Genomic DNA, 24155 nt, shown 5'->3' with positions numbered 1-24155 from the left:
ACGTCACGCGTTGTGACTGACGTAACCGACTTTTCTATCGACGTAAGGATCCAATGACCTCCTCTTCTTCCGCTTCCAAGGACGCACAGAGCTTCACGGAGAACGTGACCGAGAGCCCTCGGGCCGATGCCCTGATGGAAGAGGACGTCGCCTGGAGCTACGAAGTCGACGAGGAGCGGGACGGCGACCAGTTCGAGCGCTCCGACCGTGCGGCGCTGCGACGCGTGGCCGGCCTCTCCACCGAGCTCGAAGACGTCACCGAAGTCGAGTACCGGCAGCTGCGCCTGGAGCGCGTGGTGCTGGTCGGTGTCTGGACCTCGGGAACCGTGCTGGACGCCGAGAACTCGCTGGCCGAGCTGGCGGCCCTCGCGGAGACCGCGGGCGCCCTCGTGCTGGACGGCGTCATCCAGCGCCGTGACAAGCCGGACCCGGCCACGTACATCGGCTCGGGCAAGGCGATCGAGCTGCGCGACATCGTTCTCGAGACCGGGGCCGACACCGTCGTCTGCGACGGTGAGCTCAGCCCCGGCCAGCTCATCCACCTCGAAGACGTCGTCAAGGTCAAGGTGGTCGACCGCACCGCCCTGATCCTGGACATCTTCGCCCAGCACGCCAAGTCCCGCGAGGGCAAGGCCCAGGTCGCGCTCGCGCAGATGCAGTACATGCTGCCGCGACTGCGCGGCTGGGGTCAGTCGCTGTCCCGGCAGATGGGCGGCGCCGGTTCCGGTGGTGGCGGCGGTATGGCCACCCGTGGTCCCGGTGAGACCAAGATCGAGACCGACCGGCGACGGATCCGCGAGAAGATGGCGAAGATGCGCCGGGAGATCGCGGAGATGAAGACCGGCCGCGACATCAAGCGCCAGGAGCGCAAGCGCAACCAGGTGCCGTCGGTCGCGATCGCCGGATACACCAACGCCGGTAAGTCCTCGCTGCTCAACCGCCTCACGGGCGCGGGCGTGCTGGTGGAGAACGCGCTGTTCGCCACCCTCGACCCGACCGTGCGCCGCGCGGAGACGCCGAGCGGGCGGGTCTACACGCTCGCCGACACCGTCGGATTCGTCCGGCACCTGCCGCACCACCTCGTCGAGGCGTTCCGCTCCACGATGGAGGAGGTCGGCGAATCCGACCTGATCCTGCACGTGGTGGACGGTTCGCACCCGGCGCCGGAGGAGCAGCTGGCGGCCGTACGTGAAGTGATCCGCGACGTCGGCGCGCTGAACGTGCGCGAGATCGTGGTGATCAACAAGGCGGACGCGGCAGACCCGGTCGTCCTGCAGCGGCTGCTGCGGATCGAGCGCCACGCGATCGCGGTATCGGCCCGTACGGGCGCGGGCATGGCGGAGCTGCTGGCGCTCATCGACTCGGAGCTGCCCCGCCCCGAGGTCGAGATCGAGGCTCTCGTGCCGTACACGCACGGCGGGCTGGTCTCGCGGGCGCACGCCGAGGGCGAGGTCATCTCCGAGGAGCACACCGGGGAAGGCACGCTGATCAAGGTGCGGGTGCACGAGGAACTGGCGGCGGACCTGGCGCCGTACGTCCCGGCCACTCGCTAATACGGCAAAGCGATACCGAAGGCCCGCCCCCTCACGACGGGGGGGGCGGGCCTTCGGGCTGTGCGGCGTTGTGCGTGCTGGCGGTGGCTACTTGCTGCCGTACTTCTCGCTCATCGTCGTGAACACCCGCTCAGCACTCTCGTCCAGGCGAGGGCCCGCCAGCCAGCCCGAAGTCACTGGGCCGATCGAGGTGTTGGAGACGAGCGCCAACTTGCCGTCCGGCTGCGTGGCGAACCAGCCGCCGCCGGACGAACCGCCGGTCATGGTGCAGCCGATGCGGTGCATCGTGGGCGTACCGGGACTGATCGACAGGCGCGTCGGACGGTCCACGCACTTGTGCATGATCAGGCCGTTGTACGGGGGCGCGGCCGGGTAACCCCAGGCGCCCATCGCACTGATGCTGTTCTTGGTCCCGGAGGCGTCGAAGCTGATCGGCAGGGCCTTGCCCACCGTCTCCTCGAGCGACTTGCCGCCGTTCTCGGGCTTCACGTGCATGACGGCGTAGTCGTACGGAGCGCCCGCGCCGCCGGTCGGCCCGCCGTCCCGGATCCACTCGCCCGAGGTCGAGACCCAGTCGGCCCAGTAGACGCCGTACGGGGAGATCTCCCGCTGCTGGGCGTTCTCCAGCGCGGCCGCCGACTTGCCCAGGTCGTTGTAGGCGGGAACGAACGCGATGTTGCGGCACCAGCCGCCGGCCTGACCCGCGTGCACACAATGGCCGGCGGTCCACACCAGGTTGGACCTGCCGGGGTTCCGGGGGTCCTTGACGACGGTCGCCGAGCAGACCATCGAGCCTTCGGGCGAGTCGAAGAAGACCTTGCCGACGGGGGCCGCGTGATGGTGGTACGGGGTCTTCTCCCGCTCGGCCTCGACGGGGCGCGGCTCGGGGTCGGAGACGCCCTGACCGCCGGATGTGCCGGCAGTGGCCATCGTCTTGGCCGGGGCCTTCGCCGTCTTCATCCGTTCGGGTTTCCACAGGCCCTCGATGACCGGGTTGACGTAGTCCTCGGCCTCGCGCAGCCAGTCCTTCTTGTCCCAGTCCTTCCAGCCGCCGTCCTTCCACTTGCCGACGTCGACTCCGTGCTCCTTGAGCTTGTCGGCGAGGTCGGCGGGAAGGGCGGCCTCCGCGCCTGCGGCGGGTGCGGAACCGCTGGGCCTGTCGGCCGCCTTGCCGACGGCTTCTTCCTCGCCGGGGCCGCACGCGGTGGCCGTCAGCGCGAGAACCGCCGCCATCGCGGCGGCGACAGGCAACGGGCGTATGGAGCGCATGGAAAAGGTTCCCCCTGTAGTTCAGGCCAAGGGCCCCCGGCGCACCCGCCGAGGGCCCCTGACCAGCATTCACGTAACGGCTGGACCTACTGGTTCTGCTACTGGCCGGCGAACTTTCCGCTCACCGTGTCGTAGATGCCCTTGGCTTCCGTGCCCAGGCGCGGACCGGCCAGCCAACCGGCCGTCACCGGGCCGATCGAGGTGTTGGAGACCAGCGCGGGCTTGCCGTCCTGGCCGAGGGCCGTCCAGCCACCGCCGGAGGAACCACCCGTCATGGTGCAGCCGATGCGGTACATCGTCGGGTCACCGGCCTTGATGGACAGGCGTCCCGGCTTGTCGGCGCACTGGTACTGCTTCTGGCCGTCGAAGGGCGGGGCGGCCGGGTAACCGGTCGCCGTCATACTCGGGATCTGGGGTGCGGCCGGTGCGTTGAACTCCACCGGAAGGGCCGAACCGACCGTCTCCTCAAGAGACTTGCCGTCGCCCTTGCCCTTCTCCGGGGTGACGTGCAGCACCGCGTAGTCGTACGGGGCGCCATCGCCGCCGGTCGGCCCGCCCTGGGCGATCCACTGCTCGGAGGTCTGCGCCCAGTCGCCCCACCACACGCCGTGCGGCATGATTTCCTTCTCGTTCTTCGGCGCGGCGTCGAGCTCCTTGGCCGACTTGCCGGTGTCGTTGTACGACGGGACGAAGGCGATGTTGCGGTACCAGCCGCCCTTCTTGCCGGCGTGCACGCAGTGGCCGGCCGTCCACACCATGTTGGACTTGCCGGGGTGCGCCGGGTCCTTGACGACGGTCGCGGAGCAGACCATCGAACCCTGGGGCCCGTCGAAGAAGAGCTTCCCGGCCTCGGGAGTGTTCGTCGTGTACGGGGTCTTCACGGGCTGTGCCTGGACCGGAGCGGGCGTCGGGTCGGTGACACCCTCGTCACCGGAAATGTCGTTGTCCACCGGCTTGTCGGGCTGCTCCGCCTCCCGCATCCGCTCCGGGTCCCAGAGGTCCTCGATGATGGGGTTGATGTAGTCCTCGGCCTCGCGGAGCCAGTCGTCCCTGCTCCAGTCCTTCCACGCGCCGCCCTTCCACTTGTCCAGATCGACACCGTGCTCCTTGAGCCGGTCCTTCAGGTGGTCGGGGATGACGATCTTGCCGTCGGCGGCCTGGCTGGTGGTGGCGCTGGGCTCGCCGCTCGCGTTGTCCTCCTCGCCGCTCGGACCGCAGCCTGTCGCGGTCAGGGCGAGGACGGCGGCAAGGCCGGCAGCGGCGAATACAGGGGAGGTTCGGCGACGCGCACTCCTCCCGCCACGTGTTGCGATGGTCGGGCGACTGGGTCGCATGCTTGATCCCCCTGGGACTTCGAAATCTTCATCAGCGAACTCTGCGAACTCTGCGAGCGATGCACACATCGCGCACCCCGACGGCGGAGCTCCGGGCCGGAGTGCGGTCCCCACTATGCCGGTGCCGATGGGGACGGCGCGCGGCAGGGGCGCGGTTCCCCCGACGTAAGGATCTTCTTATTGCCCGTGATCCCCCGGCGCCACCGTCGTTGGTACGTACGGGGGACGCAGGGTCGGCGTTCAGCCCTAATGGGCACGCACTTGGAGACAACTGCGCACGACGCAAGCTTCACCGCGGGAGGACCAAGAGACGTGGCCGTGACCGAACCTGCCGCTGCGGTGCTGACCACCGCGCGCGAAGGGATCCTGCGGCGCCAGTCGCTGCGCGAGTCTTCCGCCCGTACGTACGCGCGGTCGCTGCCCATCGTTCCCGTACGCGCGCGGGGGCTCACGATCGAGGGAGCGGACGGGCGCCGCTACCTCGACTGCCTCTCCGGGGCGGGGACCCTGGCTCTCGGGCACAACCACCCCGTAGTCCTGGAGGCCATCAAGAAGGTCCTCGACTCCGGCGCCCCGCTCCATGTGCTGGACCTCGCGACCCCCGTGAAGGACGCGTTCATCACCGAGCTTTTCGCGACGCTGCCACGCGGACTGGCCGACAACGCGCGGGTGCAGTTCTGCGGCCCGGCGGGCACGGACGCGGTCGAGGCCGCGCTCAAGCTCGTACGCACGGCCACCGGCCGCAGCGGACTGCTGTCCTTCACCGGGGCGTACCACGGCATGACGGCGGGCGCCCTCGACGCGTCGGGCGGTGCGCAGGACGTACGGGTGACGCGTCTGCCCTATCCGTACGACTACCGCTGCCCCTTCGGGGTGGGCGGCGAACGCGGCGCCGAACTCTCCGCCCGCTGGACCGAGAACCTCCTCGACGACCCCAAGAGCGGGGTCGCGGCCCCGGCCGGGATGATCCTCGAACCCGTGCAGGGGGAGGGCGGCGTGATCCCAGCGCCGGACGAGTGGATGCGGCGGATGCGCCGGATCACGGCGGACCGCTCCATCCCGCTCATCGCGGACGAGGTGCAGACCGGAGTCGGCAGGACCGGCACCTTCTGGGCGGTCGAGCACAGTGGCGTCGTGCCCGATGTGATGGTCCTGTCCAAGGCCATCGGCGGCAGCCTCCCGCTGGCCGTCGTGGTCTACCGGGCGGACCTCGACGCCTGGGAGCCGGGTGCCCACGCCGGTACGTTCCGCGGCAACCAGCTCGCCATGGCGGCGGGCGCGGCCACGTTGGCGTACGTACGCGAGAACCGGCTCGCCGAGCGCGCCGGCGTGCTCGGCGCACGCATGATGGGCCAGTTGCAGGGGCTGGCGGCCGACCACCCCTGCATCGGGAACGTACGCGGCCGGGGACTGATGATCGGCGTCGAGCTCGTCGACCCGGACACCGATCCGGACACGGACGGCCGTACGTCCACGGGCGCTCCCCCGGCCGCGCGCGCTCTGGCCGCCGCCGTCCAGCAGGAGTGTCTGGAGCGCGGACTCATCGTCGAGCTCGGCGGGCGTCACTCCGCCGTCGTACGCCTGCTGCCTCCTCTCACCCTCACCGATGAACAGGCCTCGGCGGTCCTCGACCGACTGGCCGACGCTCTGTCGGCCGCCGAGCGCTCTTCGTACCACCGGCCACAGACCGGGCTGTCGAACTGACCCCGGACCTCGTCCCAAGGAAGACCCCCCGTGAACCTCACTCCCGCACCCGATGCGTCCGAGGCCGAAGACCGTCCCACCGTCCACGACCGACGACAGGGCGGTACGCACGGCCGCCTCGCGGTCGACGAGGCCAAGGTGCCCCGGCAGAAGGGCAGCGCCCACGGGGAGCCGCGCACGCCGGGGCCAGGCGCACGCCCGCAGGCCGCCGGCACGGCCGCGGACCTCCTCGACCACCCCGATCCGCACACGGCGGCGGAGGCGGCAGCCGTCGAGAACCTGCTGCGCTGCTGGGTCCGGGAGAACGACCTCACCCGGCCCCCGGGCCCCACCCTGCGCATCCCGCTCGACGCCAGCGGCACCGCGCTGCTCGTCCCCGTCCGCTACTGGTCGGCCACCGGATGGCACCGCTTCGGTATGCCGGCGCTGGAAGGCGGACCGCAGGGCGCCCCTTCCGCCGACGCCGTCACGGTCGCCGCCCTCCTTGGCCGCGAGGCAGGGCAGCGCGAAGGCGCGGACCTGGTCGGCCGGGTCGCCGACTCGGTGCGGCGCACCGCCGCGTTCATCGCCGAGCGGCGCCGGCACCCCGGCCCCGCCGCAGAGGCGGACCTGTTCCTCAACGCCGAGCAGTCCCTTCTCCTCGGGCACCCGCTGCACCCCACGCCCAAGAGCCGAGAGGGCCTCTCCGAGGCCGAAGCGCTCCTGTACTCACCCGAGCTGCACGGCTCCTTTCCGCTGCACTGGATGGCTGTCGACCGGTCCGTACTGGCCGGGGACTCGGCCTGGACCGAACGCGGCCGCGCTGTCTCCGTCGAGCAGCTCGTCGTCCGGCTGGCCGGCGGCCTTCCGCTGCCCGACCACACGGTGCCCCTGCCCCTCCACCCCTGGCAGGCCCGCGAGCTCACGCACCGGCCCGCCGTCGCGGCGCTCCTGGAGCAGGGCCTCCTCCACGACCTCGGCCCGCACGGCGCCCCGTGGCACCCCACCTCCTCCGTCCGTACCGTGCACCGCCCCGGTGCACCCGCCATGCTCAAGCTCTCGCTCGGCGTACGCATCACCAACTCCCGTCGTGAAAACCTCCGCAAGGAACTCCACCGCGGCGTCGAAGTCCACCGGCTGCTGCGCGGCGGGCTGGCCGAGGAATGGCAGTCCGCCCACCCCGGCTTCGACATCGTCCGCGACCCGGCGTGGCTCGCCGTGGACACGACCGACGGCGAACCGATCCCCGGCCTCGACGCCCTGCTGCGCCACAACCCGTTCGGCCCCGGTGACGACGCCGTCTGCATCGCGGGCCTCACCGCCCCGCGCCCCTGGCCGGGCCGCACCGGCATGCACTCCCGCCTCGCCGAAGTCGTCGCCCGGCTCGCCGCGCGGACCGGCCGGCCCACCGGAGCCGTCGCCGCCGAGTGGTTCCTGCGCTACCTCGACCACGTCGTACGCCCCGTGCTCTGGCTGGACGGCACGGCAGGGGTCGCGCTGGAGGCCCATCAGCAGAACACCCTGGTCCTCCTCGACCCCGACGGCTGGCCCGTCGGCGGCCGCTACCGCGACAACCAGGGCTACTACTTCCGCGAATCCCACCGCGCCGGACTCGAACGCCGCCTTCCCGGCATCGGCGCCACCAGCGACACCTTCGTCCCCGACGACGTCACCGACGAACGCTTCGCCTACTACCTCGGCATCAACAACGTCTTCGGCCTGATCGGAGCGTTCGGTGCCCAGCGGCTGGCCGACGAGCGCGTCCTGATCGCCGCCTTCCGCCGGTTCCTCGCGAAGAACAGCGCCCTCGGCTCCTCGCTCCCCCCTCAACTCCTGGAGAGCCCCAGCCTCCGCTGCAAGGCCAACCTGCTCACCCGGCTGCACGGCCTCGACGAACTCGAAGGCCCGGTCGACACCCAGTCCGTCTACGTCACCATCGCCAACCCCCTTCGTACCTGAAGGAACATGTCCCAACCGAACTGCTGAGAGGAGCGTCGCCGTGCCTCCCCCCGATGCGAGCACCGACGCAGGAACCAACTCCGCTCCCCGCGCCGGATCCAGCACCGAGGACACCCTCGACCTGCGGCTCACCGAAGAGCTCATCGCGCTCTTCGGCGACGACGGCCCGGTGACCGGCCCCCGGGCCGCCGGCGACGACCTCCTCGACACCCCCGCCGACTGGGGTCCCGTGACTACCTCCGGCGGCGTCTTCCAGCTCGTTCCCGTGCGCATCGAGCGGGACCTGCCGCTCATCAGCAGGTGGATGAACGATCCGGCTGTCGCCGCCTTCTGGGAACTGGCGGGTCCGCAAGAGGTCGCCGCCGCCCACCTGCGCACCCAGCTCGACGGTGACGGCCGCAGCGCACCCTGCCTCGGCGTACTGGCCGGCGTACCCATGAGCTACTGGGAGGTCTACCGCGCCGACCTCGACCCACTGGCCCGCCACTACCCGGCCCGCCCGCACGACACCGGCATCCACCTCCTTGTCGGCGGCGTCGCCGACCGCGGCCGCGGTCTCGGCACCACCCTCCTGCGAGCTGTCGCCGACCTCGTACTCGACAGGCGCCCCCTCTGCGCACGCGTCGTCGCCGAACCGGACCTGCGCAACACCCCCTCCGTCTCCGCCTTCCTCCGGGCCGGTTTCCGCTTCTCAGCAGAACTCGACCTCCCCGACAAGCGAGCCGCGCTCATGGTCCGCGACCGCGCCCTGCGAAACCTGCTGTGAACAACCCGCTACTTCTCATACACCGCTCGCCCCGAATAGGTTCCACCCCGAGGAGTCCCCGTGCAGAAGCCCGCCGTCGCCCATGACTTCGAGGATCCGCTGCCGCTGCTCGCTCCGCCCGAGCTGAAACCGGGCTCCTGGGACGTGGCAGCCCGACGCCTCCTCGCCAAGATGCTCGGCGAGTTCGCGTACGAGGAGATCATCGAGCCCGTCCCGCCGCCCGTCGGCGACCGTCACACCCTCCCGCTCGACGACGGCGGCACACTCTCCTTCCGGGCGGTTCGCGGCGCCTACGGCAGCTGGCGCGTGAACCCGGAAACGATCCAACTGCACGAGCGCCACGCCGACGCGGACGCCGACGTGGACGCCGACCCCAACGCCACCGCCGAAGGCCGCCCCTTCGGCGACCCCCTCCGCTTCCTGGTCCTCGCCCGCCGCCTCCTTGCCCTCGACGGCGCCACCCTCGGCCACCTCATCCGCGAGCTGAGCGCCACCCTCGCCGCCGACGCCCGCCTCGACCACACCGCCGTGTCCGCCGCGCACCTCGCCGACCTCGGGTACGCGGAGCTCGAAGGGCACCAGACCGGCCACCCCTGGCTCGTCCTCAACAAGGGCCGCCTCGGCTTCTCCGCCACCGACACCGCCCGCTGGGCCCCCGAAGCCCGTACACCGTCCACGCTTCCCTGGATCGCCGTCAGCACCGAGCTCGCGGGCTACCGCGGAGTCCCCTTACTGGCCACGCCCGAGCGCCTCTACGCACGCGAACTCGACGTCCCCACCCGCGAGTCGTTCGCAGCCGCACTCCTCGCCCGCGGCCTGGACCCCGAGCGGTACCTCTACCTGCCCGTGCACCCCTGGCAGTGGGAAGAAGTGGTCCTGCCGCTCTTCGCCCCCGCCGTCGCCCAGGGCGCCATCGTGCCGCTCCCCACCGACGGCGACGTACGGCTGCCGCAGCAGTCCATCCGTACGTTCCTCAATACGAGCCGTCCCGACCGGCACACGGTGAAGCTGCCGCTCGCCGTCCTCAACACGCTCGTCTGGCGAGGACTGCCCACCGAGCGCACCCTGGCGGCGCCCGCCGTCACCGCCTGGGTGCACGGACTGCGCGACGCCGACCCCTTCCTGCGTGACGAGTGCGGGGTGATCCTCCTCGGCGAGGTCGCGTCCGTCGCCGTCGAGCACCCCCTGTACGACGGCCTCCCTGAGGTCCCGTACCAGTACAGAGAGCTCCTGGGGGCGATCTGGCGCGAGCCGCTCACGGGCAGGCTGGCCCCCGGAGAGCGCGCCCGCACGCTGGCATCCCTGCTGCACACAGACCCCGCGGGACGGGCCTTCACCGCGGAACTCGTCGCCCGCTCCGGCCTCGCACCCGCCGTATGGCTCCAGCGGCTCTTCACCGCGCTGCTGCCCCCGCTGCTGCACTTCCTGTACCGCTACGGCACTGTCTTCTCCCCGCACGGTGAGAACGCCATCGTTGTCTTCGACGACCACGACATCCCGGTGCGTCTGGCGATCAAGGACTTCGTCGACGACGTGAACGTGAGCGCGCAGAGCCTGCCCGAGCACGACTCCATGCCCGACGACGTGCGCGAGGTCCTGCTGACCGAGCCTCCCGCCTTCCTCACGCAGTTCATCCATTCCGGCCTGTTCGTCGGTGTGTTCCGCTATCTGGCCCCCCTGTGCGAAGATCAACTGGGCGTTCCCGAGAATGAGTTCTGGTCACTCGTACGGGCTGAAATCCTGCGGCACCAGGCCCGCTTCCCGGAGCTCAAGGACCGGTACGAGATCTTCGACCTGCTCACCCCGCGGATCGAGCGCCTGTGCCTGAACCGCAATCGTCTGCACCTCGACGGCTATCGCGACCGCCCCAGCCGCCCGCACGCCGCGGTGCACGGCACCGTCCCCAACCCTCTCCACCTGTCCTGATGCGCATCCCAGGTGTGACCCGGGTTGTCAGTGGTGCCCCGTAGGCTGGACGGGCTATGACGAAGCCCTCACTCCCCGAGCTCCTCCATGCCGCCGTCACCGCCGTCGGCGGCACGGAGCGGCCCGGCCAGGTCGCCATGACCGAGGCCGTGGCCGGAGCCATCGACGACAATGCCCACCTGCTCGTCCAGGCCGGCACCGGCACCGGAAAGTCACTCGGCTATCTGGTGCCGGCCCTGGCACACGGCGAGCGTGTCGTCGTGGCGACGGCGACCCTGGCCCTGCAGCGCCAGCTCGTGGAGCGTGATCTTCCGCGTACGGTCGAGGCGCTGCATCCGCTGCTGCGCCGGCGCCCCGAGTTCGCCATGCTCAAGGGGCGGTCGAACTATCTCTGCCTGCACCGGCTCCACGAGGGCGTACCGCAGGAAGAGGAAGACGGACTCTTCGACCAGTTCGAAGCCGCCGCTCCGACCAGCAAGCTCGGCAAGGATCTGCTGCGCATGCGCGACTGGGCGGACGAGACCGAGACGGGCGACCGCGACGACCTCACTCCCGGTGTCTCCGACCGCGCCTGGGGCCAGCTCTCCGTCTCCTCCCGCGAGTGCCTGGGCGCGTCGAAATGCGCGTACGGAGCGGAATGCTTCGCCGAGGCGGCCCGCGAGCGGGCCAAGCTCGCCGATGTCGTCGTGACCAACCACGCCCTCCTCGCCATCGACGCCATCGAGGGCGCTCCCGTGCTCCCGCAACACGAGGTCCTGATCGTCGACGAGGCCCATGAGCTGGTCTCACGGGTGACCGGCGTCGCGACCGGCGAGCTCAGCCCCGGGCAGGTCAACCGGGCCGTGCGCCGCGCCGCCAAGCTGGTCAACGAGAAGGTCGCCGACGCGCTCCAGACAGCCGCGGAGTCCTTCGAGCGGCTGATGGAGCTCGCGCTTCCCGGGCGTCTCGAAGAGATCCCGGAGGACCTCGGGTACGCCATCATGGCGCTGCGTGACGCTGCCCGTAACGTCATCTCGGCCATCGGGTCGACTCGCGACAAGTCCGTCCAGGACGAGGACGCCGTCCGCAAGCAGGCGCTCGCGGCCGTGGAAAGCATCCACGGCGTCGCGGAGCGGATCGCCAACGGTTCCGAGTACGACGTCGTCTGGTGCGAGCGGCACGACCGCTACGGGGCCTCCCTGCGCGTCGCCCCGCTCTCCGTATCGGGGCTGCTGCGAGAAAAGCTCTTCAGCGACCGGTCCGTCGTCCTGACCTCCGCCACGCTCAAGCTCGGCGGGGACTTCAACGGCGTCGGCGCCTCACTCGGCCTGTCGCCCGAGGGCACCGAGGGGGACGACGTCCCGGTCTGGAAGGGCCTGGACGTCGGCTCGCCCTTCGACTATCCGAAGCAGGGCATTCTGTACGTCGCCCGGCAACTCGCCACGCCGGGCCGCCAGGGTTCGCGTGGCGACATGATGGACGAGCTCGCCGAGCTGGTCGAGGCCGCCGGAGGCCGCACGCTGGGCCTTTTCTCCTCCATGCGGGCGGCGAAAGAGGCGGCCGAGGAACTGCGCGGCAGGCTCGACATGCCGATCCTGCTCCAGGGCGAGGAAACACTCGGTGAGCTGATCAAGTCTTTCGCCGCTGACCCGAAGACGTGTCTGTTCGGCACGCTGTCGCTCTGGCAGGGCGTCGATGTGCCCGGGCCCAGCTGCCAGCTCGTCGTCATGGACCGGATTCCGTTCCCCCGGCCCGACGACCCGCTGATGAGCGCCCGGCAGAAGGCGGTCGAGGAGGCCGGTGGCAACGGCTTCATGGCTGTCGCCGCCACGCATGCGGCGCTGTTGATGGCCCAGGGTGCGGGACGGCTCGTACGGGCCACGGGGGACCGCGGTGTCGTCGCCGTGCTCGATCCGAGGCTGGCCAATGCCCGCTACGGCAGCTACCTGCGGGCGTCCCTGCCGGACTTCTGGTACACCACGGACCGTAATCAGGTACGCCGCTCCCTGGCCGCGATCAACGCCAAGGCGGAGGCCGACGGGCAGTAGGGCTGATCAGCGGCGAAAAGCAGCGAGCCCCTGGAACCGGCGCAGTGGGTTCCAGGGGCTCGGTCTTTGGCCGGCGGGCCGCCGGACCGGCGGGGGTCACACCCGCCGCAGCACCGCCACGACCTTGCCGAGGATCGTCGCCTCGTCGCCGGGGATCGGCTGGTAGGCGGCGTTGTGCGGGAGCAGCCACACGTGGCCGTCCTCGCGCTTGAACCGCTTCACCGTTGCCTCGCCGTCCAGCATCGCGGCCACGATGTCGCCGTTCTCGGCGACCGGCTGGCGGCGTACCGTCACCCAGTCGCCGTCACAGATCGCCGCCTCGATCATCGAGTCACCGACGACCTTGAGGACGAAGAGCTCGCCGTCGCCCACGAGCTGCCGGGGGAGCGGAAAGACGTCCTCGACCGACTCCTCGGCGAGGATGGGTCCGCCGGCCGCGATCCGGCCGACGAGCGGGACGTACGACGCGGCAGGCTTGCCGGCCGTGTCGGTGGGCTGGCTGCTCGGCTGGTCCGAGCCCCGCACCTCGTACGCCCGGGGGCGGTGCGGGTCACGGCGCAGGAAGCCCTTGCGTTCGAGGGCCATCAGCTGATGGGCCACGGAAGAGGTGCTGGAGAGGCCCACCGCCTGACCGATCTCGCGCATGGACGGCGGGTATCCTCGCCGTTGCACCGAGTCCCTGATGACCTCGATGACCCGTCGTTGCCGATCAGTGAGGCCGGAACTGTCCGCCCGGATTCCTGGAGGTCGGCCGGGCAGCGAGCGCGAGGGCTTGGGGCCCTCAGGATTTGTGGCTGCTTCATTCATGGCATGCACCGGCTCGAGTCGGCTCTGGGATCGGTCCTGGGCAGTGATAGTTGCACTGTCAGCGGTGGTGGTCACGTCGGCCCCTCTCGAGATTGTCTCTCTCCCTGGTTGGACAACGGTAGTTGCTTTCGAAAGGTTGCGCCAAACACACGTTCGAGTGAAAAAGCAGGGAATGCCTTTCTCGAACGCGCAGTGGGGTGTATGAGTGGCCGTTTTGAGCCGAATGGCAATTCGGGCCATTACGGTAACCTTCGCGGCTGGGCCGAGGGGTGGCGGGGGTGTCGTCAGCGTGTCGCCGCGCGGGGAGCGCCGCGACACGCGCGGAGGGCCAAAAGCACTCAGACCCAAGATCTAGTGGTCACATGGCCGCAGTCGCCTACATGTGGTCCCCCAGTGCGATCAGGAGCCCCACGATCCCCTATGCTTGGGGCTGCTTCGGAGGGCCCCCGGTGGGGCCGGTCGAGGCTATTCAGTCGTGCTGTGAGGGAGGGTTGGGATCCATGCACTGCCCCTTCTGCAGGCACCCCGACAGTCGCGTCGTCGACAGTCGCACCACCGACGACGGAACGTCGATCCGCAGGCGCCGTCAGTGCCCCGACTGCTCCCGCCGTTTCACCACGGTGGAGACCGCCTCACTGATGGTGATCAAGCGCAGCGGAGTCACCGAGCCCTTCAGCCGTACCAAGGTCATCTCCGGCGTGCGCAAGGCATGCCAGGGGCGACCGGTCACCGAGGATGCCCTCGCCAAGCTCGGCCAGCGGGTCGAAGAGGCGCTGCGCTCCACCGGAAGCGCCGAGCTGACCACCCACGACGTGGGGCTGGCCATACTCGGCCCGTTGCGGGAACTCGATCTTGTCGCGTACCTGCGCTTCGCATCCGTGTACCGGGCGTTCGATTCGCTCGAAGACTTTGAGGCCGCCATCGCGGAGCTCCGCGAAGAGCGGCCGCCCGCGAGTGACTGTGGCTGCGGACCCGGCGTGACCCCTGAGGTCCCCGCGCCCGCCGCCGCCGACTGACCGGCGGGAAAACCAGACCTGCTCCGGCCGCTGTTTGCGGCGTCCGGAACATCAGACACACAGCGTGCCCCGGGAAGAACAGGGCACGTCAGAGCGTTTTTGTACGTATATGGGAGGCGGCATGACAGAGACGGCGAGCGGCCCGGCACGGGGTTCCCGCACCAAGGGATCCAAGACCGGCAAGGGCCTGCGCATCGAGCGCATCCACACCACGCCCGGCGTGCATCCGTACGACGAGGTGGTCTGGGCGCGTCGTGACGTCGTCATGACCAACTGGCGCGACGGCTCGGTCAATTTCGAGCAGCGTGGCGTCGAGTTCCCCGACTTCTGGTCGGTGAACGCGGTCAACATCGTCACCAGCAAGTACTTCCGCGGGGCCGTCGGTACGCCTCAGCGCGAGACCGGTCTGCGGCAGCTGATCGACCGGATCGTGAAGACGTACCGGAAGGCCGGTGAGGACTACAACTACTTCGCCTCTCCCGCTGACGCCGAGATCTTCGAGCACGAGCTGGCGTACGCGCTCCTGCACCAGATCTTCAGCTTCAACTCGCCGGTCTGGTTCAACGTCGGAACGCCCCAGCCGCAGCAGGTCTCCGCCTGCTTCATCCTGGCCGTCGACGACTCCATGGAGTCGATCCTCGACTGGTACAAGGAAGAGGGCATGATCTTCAAGGGCGGCTCCGGCGCCGGCCTGAACCTCTCCCGTATCCGCTCCTCCAAGGAGCTCCTCTCCTCCGGCGGCAACGCGTCCGGTCCGGTCTCCTTCATGCGCGGCGCCGACGCCTCCGCAGGAACGATCAAGTCGGGCGGCGCCACGCGCCGCGCGGCCAAGATGGTCGTTCTCGACGTCGATCACCCCGACATCGAGGACTTCATCGAGACCAAGGTGAAGGAAGAGGAGAAGATCCGCGCGCTGCGTGACGCGGGCTTCGACATGGACCTGGGCGGCGACGACATCGCCTCCGTCCAGTACCAGAACGCCAACAACTCGGTCCGTGTGAACGACGAGTTCATGAAGGCGGTCGAGACCGGCGGCAAGTTCGGCCTCCGCGCCCGTATGACGGGTGAGGTCATCGAGGAGGTCGACGCCAAGTCGCTCTTCCGCAAGATGGCCGAGGCCGCCTGGGCCTGCGCCGACCCCGGCATTCAGTACGACGACACGATCAACAACTGGCACACCTGCCCCGAGTCCGGCCGGATCACCGCGTCGAACCCGTGCAGCGAGTACATGCACCTGGACAACACCTCGTGCAACCTGGCCTCGCTGAACCTGATGAAGTTCCTCAAGGACGACGGCAAGGGCAACCAGTCGTTCGAGTCCGAGCGCTTCGCCAAGGTCGTCGAGCTGGTCATCACCGCGATGGACATCTCCATCTGCTTCGCGGACTTCCCGACGCAGAAGATCGGTGAGAACACCCGCGCCTTCCGTCAGCTGGGCATCGGTTACGCCAACCTCGGCGCCCTGCTCATGGCGACCGGCCACGCGTACGACAGCGAGGGCGGCCGTTCGCTGGCCGGCGCCATCACCTCGCTGATGACGGGTACGTCGTACCGGCGCTCGGCCGAGCTGGCCGCGGTCGTCGGTCCGTACGACGGCTACGCCCGCAACGCCGAGCCGCACAAGCGCGTCATGAAGCAGCACTCCGACGCCAACGCCACCGCCCCGCGCGTGGACGACCTGGATTCGCCGATCTGGGCCGCTGCCACGGAGGCCTGGCAGGACGTGCTCCGCCTCGGCGAGAAGAACGGCTTCCGCAACGCGCAGGCCTCGGTCATCGCGCCCACCGGCACCATCGGTCTCGCGATGTCCTGCGACACCACCGGCCTTGAGCCCGACCTCGCGCTGGTCAAGTTCAAGAAGCTCGTCGGCGGCGGCTCGATGCAGATCGTCAACGGCACGGTGCCGCAGGCGCTGCGTCGCATGGGCTACCAGGAGGAGCAGATCGAGGCGATCGTCGCCCACATCGCCGACCACGGCAATGTGATCGACGCCCCCGGTCTGAAGCAGGAGCACTACGAGGTCTTCGACTGCGCGATGGGCGAGCGTTCCATCTCCGCGATGGGCCACGTCCGCATGATGGCGGCCATCCAGCCGTGGATCTCCGGTGCGCTGTCCAAGACGGTGAACCTGCCGGAGACGGCCACCGTCGAGGACGTCGAAGAGGTCTACTTCGAGGCGTGGAAGATGGGCGTCAAGGCGCTCGCGATCTACCGCGACAACTGCAAGGTCGGCCAGCCGCTCTCCGCCAAGAAGAAGGACGTCAAGGCTGAGGTCACGGCGAAGACCGAGGAGACGATCCGCGCCGCGGTCGAGAAGGTCGTCGAGTACCGCCCGGTGCGCAAGCGCCTTCCCAAGGGCCGCCCGGGGATCACCACCTCCTTCACGGTGGGTGGGGCCGAGGGTTACATGACCGCCAATTCCTACCCGGACGACGGTCTCGGTGAGGTCTTCCTGAAGATGTCCAAGCAGGGCTCGACCCTCGCGGGCATGATGGACGCCTTCTCGATCGCCGTCTCGGTCGGTCTGCAGTACGGCGTCCCGCTGGAGACGTACGTTTCGAAGTTCACGAACATGCGCTTCGAGCCGGCCGGCATGACGGACGACCCGGACGTGCGGATGGCGCAGTCGATCGTCGACTACATCTTCCGCCGCCTGGCGCTGGACTTCCTGCCCTTCGAGACCCGTTCGGCGCTGGGTATCCACTCCGCCGACGAGCGTCAGCGTCACCTGGAGACCGGTTCGTACGAGCCGTCGATGGAGGACAGCGACATCGACGACATCGACGTCGAGGGCCTGGCCCAGTCCGCCCCGCGCCAGACGGAGACGCTGAAGCCGGTCCCCGCCCCCAAGGTGGAGGCCGTGCCGGAGCAGAAGCAGGTGCACACCTCGGCGGAGCTCGTCGAGATGCAGCTGGGCATCAGCGCGGACGCGCCGCTGTGCTTCTCCTGCGGTACGAAGATGCAGCGTGCGGGCAGCTGCTACATCTGCGAGGGCTGCGGCTCGACCAGCGGTTGCAGCTGACCGGCCGGTAGACACGGAAGCATGACATGAGGGGCGGCGGGCCTGACGGGCTCGCCGCCCTTCGTCAGGTCAGGCTGCTTCCCATCGATCCGGCGAAGGAATTCGGGTCGGTGTCGAATCCCCGGACGACGGTGCGGAACTCCCAGCCTCCTGAACTGTTTCGCGTGAACTCGGCGATGGTGGCGGCAGTCGAGGCGGATACGCCGGTGAAGTCGTTCTCCGCGAGCACGGTGTAGCCCTCGCGGATGCGGAAGCCCGAATTCACTATTTCGCCGAACGTCGTCCTTCCCTCGCGTTGCTGGATGGCTACGCCCACCACCACCCGCGCGTAGGCGGGCGCCAGCCGGTCGAACTCCAGGGTCATGGCCTCGTCGAAGCCGAAGCCCTGCCCGTCCCGGCTTTCCCTGTTGAGGGTGATGGTGCCGTCCGGCGAGCGGCTGTCGAAGTGCACGACGTACGCCGGGCTGCCGTACGGGTCCTCGGCGGCGTACGTCGCGGCGATGATGTCGAGGTCGTGGGCCGGTTTGCCCAGGGGGGTGGGGTCCCACCTGAGCGTAACTTCGACCTTGCCCACCCCTTTGTTGAGACTGCCCACCGGTCTTTCCCTCCCTTGGAACCCGGCCGGCTGTCACCGGCGCGAGCTGTGCGAATGTGCACTTGGAACCAGGCTAGCCCCGATCACCGACAACTCGGGCGGCACTCGGGCCTGTTCGCCCCCGTTCACGGCTGTTCGGCATTGGGCAGGGCGCCGGCGATGAGGCGCAACTGGGGGCCCTGACAGGGGAATCGCTCTGAGCCGCATCGTGGGTGCGAAGTGCGCCCGAGCGTAACCGGGTGCACCTTCCTGGCCGTACGATGGCGCGGTGCTGGTCAAGTGGATTCGCTGCACAGTGATCGACCGTCGGGGCTTCGAGCGGGGGCAGCGGAAGTGGGCGGGGCTGCTGGGGGAACCGGGTTTCCGGGGGCAGGGCGGCGGCTGGAGCCGCGAGCGGCCGGGGGTGGCGCACATCTTCTCCTTCTGGGAGAGCCGCGCCTTCTACGACTCGTTCATGGCGCGCTCGCACGACCGGCTCGCGGCCGCCCAGTCGGGTACGTACAAGAACATCCAAACCGGGCTCTTCGACTACCGGTTCGACGTCAAGACGGGCTTCGAACCGCGGTTCACCGACGCCGATGTGGTGCGTGTCGCGCACTGCAAGGTGCATGAGGGCCGGGTCGAGCATTTCTCGCTGATGCAGGAGAAGGTCTGGAATCCGGCGATGGCCGGATCGCCGGGGATGCTGCGGGGGGTGTTCGGTGAGGCGCCAGGCAACGAGTTCCTGGTGCTGTCGATGTGGCATTCCGCCGCCGAGCACGGCAAGTACCGCGCCGAGCGGGTGGAGCGTCTGTCGCTGCGCGCGCAGACCGATGCCGATGTGGCGGAACTGGCAGGCGCGGTCGTTCAGCTGGACCCGTCCTGGACGGTGTGATCGGGCCGTACGCGGTGATCAGGCCGTACGCGCGCTCGTTTCACCGGCCGGATACGCTGGAAAGTGGCTGGGCGGCTGCTCGGCTGAGCCGCATCCGATCGCACGTTCTAGGGTTTCGGCATGGCACGACCGCGGCGCATCGTCCTCGTTCGGCACGGGGAGTCGGAGGGCAATGTCGACGACTCGGTGTACGAACGTGAGCCGGACCACGCGCTCAGGCTCACCGAAACCGGTCTGCGGCAGGCCCGGGAGACCGGCGCGCGGCTGCGCGAGCTCTTCGGCGACGAGCGGGTCAGCGCCTACGTCTCGCCGTACCGCCGCACGCACGAGACCTTCGAGGCGTTCGGGCTCGATCCGAAGCGGGTGCGGGTGCGGGAGGAGCCGCGGCTGCGCGAGCAGGACTGGGGAAACTGGCAGGACAGGGACGACGTACGGCTGCAGAAGGCCTACCGGGACGCGTACGGGCACTTCTTCTACCGCTTCGCCCAGGGAGAGTCCGGGGCCGATGTGTACGACCGGGTCGGGGCCTTCCTGGAGAGCCTGTACCGCAGTTTTGAAGCGCCCGACCACCCGCCGAACGTACTGCTCGTCACGCACGGTCTGACCATGCGGCTGTTCTGCATGCGCTGGTTTCACTGGACGGTGGCGGATTTCGAGTCGCTCTGCAATCCGGGCAACGGGGAAACGCGGTCGCTGCTGCTGGGGAAAGACGGGCGCTACACCCTTGACCGGCCGTTCGAACGCCGACGGACTCCCGGGCCGTACGGCTGTCCGGATAGAGTGGCGGAGCGATGACCGCTGATTCCTCCACCGTCCGGCGCTTCGAACGCGCCCTGGCCAGCCTGCGTGGGCTGTCCCTGGGAGACGCCCTGGGCTCCCAGTTCTTTGTACCCGTGAACTATCCGCTGCTCAAGAGGCGCGAGCTGCCGCCCGCTCCCTGGCAGTGGACCGACGACACCGAGATGGCCTGCTCGGTCCTGGCCGTGCTCGCCGAACACGGCCGCATCGACCAGGACGCGCTCGCCCGTTCCTTCGCCGAGCACCACGACTTCGACCGGGGCTACGGCCCCGCCGTCAACCGGATGCTCCGGCTGATCAGGGAGGGCGGCGACTGGCGAGAGCTCGCCGCCGCGCTCTTCAACGGCCAGGGCTCCTGGGGAAACGGCGCGGCGATGCGCATCGCGCCGCTGGGCGCCTGGTACGCGGACGACCCCGAGCAGGCCACCCACCAGGCCGAGATCTCGGCGTACGTCACGCATCAGCACCGTGAGGCCGTGGTCGGCGCCATGGCCGTCGCGGCCGCCGCCGCGCTCGCCGCCGATCCGGCCGGGCCGCCGACGCCGGCCGCGCTGCTGGACGGCGTGATCGCGCTGGTGCCGCGCAGCGCCGTGGGCGCCGGCCTCCGCCGCGCCCGCGACATGCTGGACTACGGCGACGCCGGGACAGTGGCCGCGGTGCTGGGCTGTGGACGGCGTACGAGTGCGCACGACACCGTGCCGTTCGCCCTCTGGTCGGCCGCGCGGGCGCTCGGCGACTTCGAGCAGGGCTTCTGGGTGACCGCGCAGGTGGGCGGCGACGTTGACACGACCTGCGCCATTTTCGGTGGAGTCGTCGCGGCCGGGCAGGCCGGTGCGCCGCCCGCAGCCTGGCTGGAGCGGACGGAACAGCTGCCTGGATGGACTCCCGCTCAGGCGCTCAGGTGACGCTCCGGTGATCTGACGCCGGCCGGCGGCTGGCGTCGGCCGGTGGGACTCGGCGGTTCCGCGACTGTCACGGTCCTGCCACAGCCCGGTTCTGGCGGCGCCGGACGTGTGCGCCAGGGCTAGTCTGACGGGCCACGCCGCCCTGTTGATCATGTCGGGCGCGCGCCGACGAGACACCGGGCCCACAGCCACGGCACCCTGCCGTCCACCCGCCCGGTCGGGAGGGGGGGCCCGTGTCCGATACGCCGTCTACGCCGTCCAAGCCGTCCACAGAAGTGGGTGCCGGCGACAGCACTCAGCGGCAGTCCCCGGCGACGCTGTCGTACCACGAGCAGCACAGCAGGGCTACGCAGCCCCAGCGCCACCAGCCCTGGCCGCCGCCACCGGCCGGACCGCGGCCACCGGCGGGCCCGCCGAAGTGGCTGACCGACGTACGGCCCGAACCGCCGGCCAAGATCCGTCCCGCCACGTTCCTGGCGGCCCTGGCCACCGCCCTCCTGAGTGCCCTGCTGCTCGGTGAGGGGCTGGGCCTGAACCTGCTGGTCGTAGCGGTTCCGGCCGCGCTCGCCGCGTACTTCGCCGCTCAGGCGGCCGGCCGCCGCCTCCGTCCCTGGACGCTCGTCTGGGCTGTCGGCGGCCTGGGCCTGCTGGCCATTCCGGCGCTGCGCGACGCGGGCTGGCCGACGTTTCTCGCCGTCATCTCCGCGCTGGCGCTCGGCTCGCTCGCCCTGCACGGCAACCGCACGTGGGCAGGCGTCTTCGTGGGCTCCCTGGGCATCCTCGGTTCCATCGGCTCCGGTACGGCCTGGGCCTGGCGCGGTCTGCGCGAGCGGGCGGAGGTGTCCCGTGGCCGCTGGGCGCCCATGGTGCGTACGACCCTGGTCGCCTTCGTACTGCTGATCGTCTTCGGCGCGCTCTTCGCCTCCGCGGACGCCGCCTTCGCCGATCTGCTCGGCGGCCTCACGCCCGAGGTCTCCGTCGCCGACGGCCCCTGGCGGACGTTCCTCTTCGCGCTCGGCCTGCTGGGCGCCCTCGCCGCCGCCCGTACCGCCGCCGCGCCGATGCGCTGGGACCGCCTGGAGATACGTCCCGGGCGGGCCCGCGGCCGAGCGGAATGGGCACTTCCGCTGGTCGTGCTCAATCTCCTCTTCGCCGCCTTCATCGCGGTCCAGCTCGCCGTCCTGTTCGGCGGCTACGACAAGGTGCTCAGCGAGACCGGACTGACGTACGCCCAGTACGCACGGCAGGGCTTCTGGCAGCTGCTCTGGGCCACTCTCCTGGTCCTCCTGGTCATCGCCCTCGCCCTGCGCTGGGCCCCGCGCGGCGCGGAGCGCGACCGCGGCCTGGTCCGCTCGGTGCTCGGCACCCTGTGCGTTCTCACGCTCGTCGTCGTCGCGTCCGCGCTGCGCCGCATGGACCTGTACGTCGACGCGTACGGCCTGACGCGGCTGCGCGTCTCGGTGGCGGCGGTCGAGCTCTGGCTGGGCCTGGTGATCGTACTGATGATGGCGGCCGGGATCCTGGGATCCCGGTGGCTGCCGCGCGCGGTCGCGGTGAGCGCGGCGGCGGCGGTGCTGGCCTTCGGCCTGATCTCGCCGGACGGGCTGGTCGCGGAGCAGAACGTGGCGCGCTACCGCGCCACCGAGAAGCTCGACGTGCATTACTTCCAGGACCTCTCGGCCGACGCCGTACCGGCATTGGACAGGCTGCCGGAACCGCAGCGTTCCTGCGCGCTGGTGCGTATCGCGGAACGTCTGGACGGCCGGAACGAGCCCTGGTACGCGACGAGTCTCGGTGTGGCGAGGGCGCGCGAAATCCTCGAAGAGCGTCCCCTGGACGTGGACGAGACCGAGTGCCGGAAGCTCGGCACGTACGGCGACGGGCGTGGGCTCTACGACGAGTACTGACCGGCCCTTCGAGGCAGAACGGCCAGGGGCGGAGCCGGATTAGGGCTGCGCCCCTGGCCGGTTTCCGCTCGCGCCGGTCGCGGCGCCTCAAGCGGCCCCGGGGCCCGCGGCGCCCGCCGATCCGCTCAGTGCCTCCAGGTCGCTCTTGCGTACCCGGATGACGAACAGCGCGATGACGACGGCGAGTGCGACCAGGCCGACACCCGCCCAGAACGCCGTCGATATGCCCTCGGCGAGCACGTGGTGCCCCCAGGGGGCCGGGAGTTCGTGCGACTTGGCGAAAGCTTCCTGCTGCGCCGGTGTCGCCTCCTTGAGGAACGACGGCAGCTGCCGCGCGGCCTCGTCGCGGCCGGCGGTGCCGAAGACGGTCATGAGAATCGACAGTCCCAGGGAACCTCCCACCATCTGTGTGGCGTTGAGCAGACTGGAGGCCGCTCCCGACTCGTGCTGCGCCACACCGGACACCGCCGTGAGTGTCGCCGTGACGAAGACCAGACCCATGCCGAAACCGAAGAGCAGCATCGGGCCGAGTACGCCGCCCAGGTACGAACTGGCCGGATCGATCGCGGTCAGCCACGCCATGCCCGATCCGCTGAAGACCGCGCCCGCCACCAGGAACGGCTTCGGGCCGAGTACCGGAAGCAGCTTCGAGGAGAGACCTGCCGCGACCACGATCATCACGGTCACCGGCAGGAACGCCAGACCGGCGGAGATGGGGCTGTAGCCGAGCACGTTCTGCACGAAGAGGACGATGAAGAAGAACATGCCGAACATCGCCGCGGCGAGACTCATCATGATCGCGTACGTACCGGACCGGTTGCGGTCGGCGAACATCCGCAGCGGCGTGATCGGATCCGGCGCCCGCCGTTCGTTGAGTACGAACGCGATCAGCAGGACGACAGCCACGCCGAACGAGCCGAGGGTCAGGCTGTCCCGCCACCCGTCGTCGGCGGCGCGGATGAATCCGTACACCAAAGACGCCATGCCGACGGTCGAGGTGAGCGCGCCGGTCACGTCGAAGCGGCCCGGATGCCGCTCCGACTCATTGATGAACACCGGGGACAGGACGGCGATCAGGATGCCGATGGGCAGGTTGACGTAGAACACCCAGCGCCAGTCGAGCCACTCGGTGAGCATGCCGCCCGCCAGCAGGCCGATCGCCGCGCCGCTGGCCGAGACGGCCGCGAAGATGCCGAACGCCCGGTTGCGCTCGGGGCCTTCAGGGAACGTCGTGGTGATCAGCGCGAGCGCGGTGGGCGAGGCGATGGCGCCTCCCACGCCCTGGAGGGCCCGCGCGGCGAGCATCTGCCAGGGCTCCTGCGCGATGCCGCAGAGCAGCGAGGCGAAGGTGAAGAGCAGAACGCCGGAAACGAAAACCCGCCTGCGGCCGAGGATGTCGCCCGCCCGTCCGCCGAGCAGCAACAGGCCGCCGAAGGTGAGGGTGTAGGCGTTGACCACCCAGGACAGGTCGGTCGTGCTGAAGGAGAGAGCGGTCTGGATGTGCGGGAGGGCGATATTCACAATCGTGGTGTCGAGGACCACCATGAGCTGGAGAGCCGCGATGACGGTGAGGGCGATCCCCGGACGCCCCTGCCGACGGGCTGCGCCCGGCTTGTGTGGTGCGGCTAACTGAGAGGTAGTCACTATGGTTCCCCCACAAGTGGATTAGTGAACGGATGCGTTCACTGTCATGCCAACGGTAGGGATTCCCCCT

17 protein-coding genes are annotated in these 24155 nt (G+C 69.8%); 12 read left to right on the top strand and 5 right to left on the bottom strand.

Annotation, left to right across the window (positions count from 1 at the left end):
• Positions 1-53 precede the first annotated feature (53 nt).
• Positions 54-1553 (top strand): GTPase HflX, encoded by a 1500-nt coding sequence (gene hflX / locus J7E96_RS34730; RefSeq protein WP_215137537.1) that lies wholly within the window; start codon positions 54-56, stop codon positions 1551-1553.
• Positions 1554-1640: 87 nt separating this feature from the next.
• Here hflX and J7E96_RS34725 read toward each other — a convergent pair whose 3' ends face one another.
• Positions 1641-2822 carry a serine protease gene (locus J7E96_RS34725; protein ID WP_215137535.1) on the bottom strand — a complete coding sequence of 394 codons (1182 nt, stop codon included), beginning with the start codon at positions 2820-2822 and terminating at the stop codon, positions 1641-1643.
• Positions 2823-2920: 98 nt separating this feature from the next.
• Positions 2921-4156, bottom strand: a complete 1236-nt coding sequence (locus J7E96_RS34720; RefSeq protein WP_215137533.1) for a serine protease — start codon at positions 4154-4156, stop codon at positions 2921-2923.
• 312 nt (positions 4157-4468) lie between these two features.
• Here J7E96_RS34720 and J7E96_RS34715 point away from each other — a divergent pair, with 312 nt between their 5' ends.
• The 5 genes from J7E96_RS34715 to J7E96_RS34695 are packed head-to-tail and all read left to right on the top strand — an operon-like array spanning position 4469 to position 12517.
• Complete coding sequence (locus J7E96_RS34715) at positions 4469-5860, top strand: diaminobutyrate--2-oxoglutarate transaminase (RefSeq protein ID WP_308296277.1); 1392 nt, start codon at positions 4469-4471, stop codon at positions 5858-5860.
• A 30-nt stretch (positions 5861-5890) separates the two neighbouring features.
• The gene (locus J7E96_RS34710) at positions 5891-7798 is read left to right on the top strand and encodes an IucA/IucC family siderophore biosynthesis protein (protein WP_215137529.1); all 1908 of its coding nucleotides are present in this window, start codon (positions 5891-5893) and stop codon (positions 7796-7798) included.
• A gap of 40 nt (positions 7799-7838) precedes the next feature.
• Positions 7839-8564 (top strand): GNAT family N-acetyltransferase, encoded by a 726-nt coding sequence (locus J7E96_RS34705; protein ID WP_215137527.1) that lies wholly within the window; start codon positions 7839-7841, stop codon positions 8562-8564.
• Positions 8565-8624: 60 nt separating this feature from the next.
• A complete protein-coding gene (locus tag J7E96_RS34700) occupies positions 8625-10490 on the top strand; it encodes an IucA/IucC family siderophore biosynthesis protein (RefSeq protein ID WP_215137525.1) in 1866 nt (621 codons plus the stop codon).
• A 56-nt stretch (positions 10491-10546) separates the two neighbouring features.
• Positions 10547-12517 (top strand): ATP-dependent DNA helicase, encoded by a 1971-nt coding sequence (locus tag J7E96_RS34695; RefSeq protein WP_215137523.1) that lies wholly within the window; start codon positions 10547-10549, stop codon positions 12515-12517.
• Between the two features lie 96 nt (positions 12518-12613).
• On the opposite strand, the gene lexA is transcribed toward J7E96_RS34695, so the two are convergent.
• Entirely contained in the window at positions 12614-13399 is a 786-nt protein-coding gene (gene lexA / locus J7E96_RS34690) for a transcriptional repressor LexA (protein WP_214972876.1), read from the bottom strand.
• A 425-nt stretch (positions 13400-13824) separates the two neighbouring features.
• Here lexA and nrdR point away from each other — a divergent pair, with 425 nt between their 5' ends.
• Both nrdR and J7E96_RS34680 read left to right on the top strand, forming a co-directional pair.
• Positions 13825-14340: a transcriptional regulator NrdR gene (gene nrdR / locus J7E96_RS34685; protein ID WP_215137521.1), complete on the top strand. Its 516-nt coding sequence runs from the start codon at positions 13825-13827 to the stop codon at positions 14338-14340.
• A gap of 121 nt (positions 14341-14461) precedes the next feature.
• Positions 14462-17362: a vitamin B12-dependent ribonucleotide reductase gene (locus tag J7E96_RS34680; RefSeq protein WP_215137519.1), complete on the top strand. Its 2901-nt coding sequence runs from the start codon at positions 14462-14464 to the stop codon at positions 17360-17362.
• Between the two features lie 64 nt (positions 17363-17426).
• On the opposite strand, the gene J7E96_RS34675 is transcribed toward J7E96_RS34680, so the two are convergent.
• Positions 17427-17957: a TerD family protein gene (locus tag J7E96_RS34675; protein ID WP_215137517.1), complete on the bottom strand. Its 531-nt coding sequence runs from the start codon at positions 17955-17957 to the stop codon at positions 17427-17429.
• 268 nt (positions 17958-18225) lie between these two features.
• Here J7E96_RS34675 and J7E96_RS34670 point away from each other — a divergent pair, with 268 nt between their 5' ends.
• The 4 genes from J7E96_RS34670 (at position 18226) to J7E96_RS34655 (ending at position 22441) form a co-directional block, all read left to right on the top strand.
• On the top strand, positions 18226-18831 hold the full coding sequence (locus J7E96_RS34670) for a YdbC family protein (protein ID WP_215137515.1): 606 nt from the start codon (positions 18226-18228) through the stop codon (positions 18829-18831).
• A 120-nt stretch (positions 18832-18951) separates the two neighbouring features.
• On the top strand, positions 18952-19626 hold the full coding sequence (locus J7E96_RS34665; protein WP_215137513.1) for a histidine phosphatase family protein: 675 nt from the start codon (positions 18952-18954) through the stop codon (positions 19624-19626).
• Positions 19623-20534, top strand: a complete 912-nt coding sequence (locus J7E96_RS34660) for an ADP-ribosylglycohydrolase family protein (RefSeq protein WP_215137511.1) — start codon at positions 19623-19625, stop codon at positions 20532-20534. Before J7E96_RS34665 ends, J7E96_RS34660 begins: the two co-directional genes overlap by 4 nt.
• A gap of 233 nt (positions 20535-20767) precedes the next feature.
• Positions 20768-22441, top strand: coding sequence for a DUF4153 domain-containing protein (locus tag J7E96_RS34655; protein WP_215137509.1), 1674 nt, complete (start codon positions 20768-20770; stop codon positions 22439-22441).
• 87 nt (positions 22442-22528) lie between these two features.
• On the opposite strand, the gene J7E96_RS34650 is transcribed toward J7E96_RS34655, so the two are convergent.
• Positions 22529-24085 (bottom strand): MFS transporter, encoded by a 1557-nt coding sequence (locus J7E96_RS34650; protein WP_215137506.1) that lies wholly within the window; start codon positions 24083-24085, stop codon positions 22529-22531.
• Positions 24086-24155: the final 70 nt, after the last annotated feature.

It is taken from the genome of Streptomyces sp. ISL-96 (assembly GCF_018614035.1).
Classification (GTDB): domain Bacteria; phylum Actinomycetota; class Actinomycetes; order Streptomycetales; family Streptomycetaceae; genus Streptomyces.
This window is presented reverse-complemented; position numbering and strand designations above follow the sequence as displayed.